Consider the following 1640-nt stretch of genomic DNA (forward strand, 5'->3'; position numbering starts at 1 on the left):
CCAGAGCCCGACGGCCGTCGCGACGCCCCGCGAGAGGATCGTCGCGAGCGCGGCGCCCCGGATCCCGATCCCGGTGACCCCCGTGGCCGAGAGCAGCGCCGCCTCGAAGGCGACCGGGTCGAGCGCGGCGAGACCGGGCACCGCCGCCAGCCACTCGAACAGGGGGTTCCCGTCGAACCCGAAGATGAAGAACGGGTCGAGCAGGACGTTCAGGAGGACGGAGACGAACATGACCGCCATCGGCGTCCGCGTGTCGCCGTAGCCGCGCATCAGCGCCGAGAAGACGAAGAAGCCGAACATCAGGGGGATCCCGGCGAAGATCACCTCCATATAGTCGGCCGCGAGCGGGATCACCGTCGCCGCGGTGTCCACGTCGCTCGGCCGGATCTCGAGGGCGGGGCGGGTGTCGAAGTAGCCGCCGATCCCGATGAACACGGACAGCACCGCGACGGTGAAGATAGTCTGCCCCGCCACGAGCCCCGCGGAGCCGTCGCCGTCGGCGCCGGTGTACTGCGCGACGAGGATCGCGCCCGCGGTCGTGAAGCCGCCGGCGACCGCGATCAGGAGGAAGATGAGGGGGAACGCGAGGCTGATCGCGCCGACGGCCTCCGCCGAGAGCCGGCCGAGATAGAGGGTGTCGACGATGTTGTACGTCACCTGGAGCAGCTGGATGACGACGATCGGCCACGCGAGGCGGAACAGCGGCCGGAAGAGGCTCCCCTCGGTGATCGACCGGTCGTCGAGGGGGCCGTCGTCGCCGGATCCACCGGGCGGACCGGCGACGGGGTCGTCCGGCGGGGTGCCTGAGGACTCACCGGGTGAACCGTCGTCGGAGGGCACGTCGGGTAAACCGTCGTCGGAGGGCACGTCCGAGTCGGCAGCGGGCTCGTCGCTCACTGCCGTACAAACGCCGGGGACGCTCTATCAGACTTCCGATCCGATCACTGTCCCGCCCCGCTACCGCCCCGGTCGTCCCGGTCGCGTCGGGCGTCAGCATCGCTCGAAGGACCGGAGGCGTCGCTTTCGGGCCCGCCCGCGTCCGCGGCGACGTCGTCGCTGAGGTCCGGGGTGGCGGCCGCGGGCGCGTCGGAGTCGGCGCCCCTCGGCGTCCCGGATCCGGCCGCGACTTGGGCGACGCCGGAAGTGTCGTCGAAGACGAGGTGCCGGTGCGGGTACGCCATCGTGACGTTCGCCTCCGGATCTCCGAGCCGCTGGCGGATCTTCGTGTTCACGTCCGACTGGACCTTCGCCAGCTTGTACGGCTTCTTCACCCAGTACCGGAGCCGCAGGAGGATTCCGTCGTCGGCGAACTCGTGGAGCCGGCAGTCGGGGCCCGCCATGTACCGCGCCACGCCGATGCGGATGTCGGGGCCGCCATCGATGACGGCGTCGCAGTCGCGCGCGGCGCGCTCGATGCGGCGGCGCGCCTCCGGGATGTCGCTCTCGTAGGTGACGAGGACGTCGATAGAGCGCCGAGTCCGCTCGTCCCCGGCCGAGAAGTTCGTCACGTCGCGCTCGCGCATCGTCCCGTTCGGCACGACGAGGAAGGTGTTGTCGAGGGTGCATATCTTGGTGTATCGGATCGTGATGTCCTCGACAAATCCCGCGGTCCCGTCCTCCAACTCGATCATGTCGCCGAT

2 protein-coding genes are annotated in these 1640 nt (G+C 70.2%); both read right to left on the reverse strand.

Translation table 11 applies throughout. The annotated features are described in order from the left end of the window. Positions 1-897, reverse strand: an 897-nt coding sequence (locus tag U4E84_RS16945; RefSeq protein ID WP_322533278.1) for an MATE family efflux transporter, incomplete at its 3' end; no start/stop codon positions are given. A 44-nt stretch (positions 898-941) separates the two neighbouring features. Further along, positions 942-1640 (reverse strand): mechanosensitive ion channel family protein (locus U4E84_RS16950; RefSeq protein WP_322533279.1); only part of this gene is annotated, 699 nt, incomplete at its 5' end.

The sequence above is a fragment of the Halorubrum sp. AD140 genome, assembly GCF_034497445.1.
Taxonomy (GTDB): Archaea; Halobacteriota; Halobacteria; order Halobacteriales; family Haloferacaceae; genus Halorubrum.